This is a genomic window from Lacinutrix cladophorae (assembly GCF_053604645.1).
Genome location: NZ_JBSHNR010000083.1, coordinates 1 through 228, shown reverse-complemented (window position 1 = coordinate 228; position 228 = coordinate 1). Strand labels below are relative to the sequence as shown.

Genomic DNA, 228 nt, shown 5'->3' with positions numbered 1-228 from the left:
GAATACAACTCCTGTTAATTCTGCAGTTATTGGTTCATAACCGTCATCGGTTGTTGCTGTTTCAACTCCTTCTAATACGGTTACTGTTTCAGGATCTGAAGTTCCTGTTGTTAAAGTACCACTTACATCTGCTGGTAATGTTGTTTCATCAACATCTACTTCTGCATCTCCTACTGGAATGTCTGTTGCTGTCCATGAGCCATCCGTTCCTGTTGTTACTGTTGTTTC

Annotated in this window: 1 protein-coding gene; it reads right to left on the bottom strand. The window is 40.8% G+C overall.

Translation table 11 applies throughout. The features are described from left to right. Window positions 1-228: hypothetical protein (locus ACVC3Y_RS03500; RefSeq protein WP_452226123.1), on the bottom strand; the 228-nt coding region annotated here is incomplete at both ends.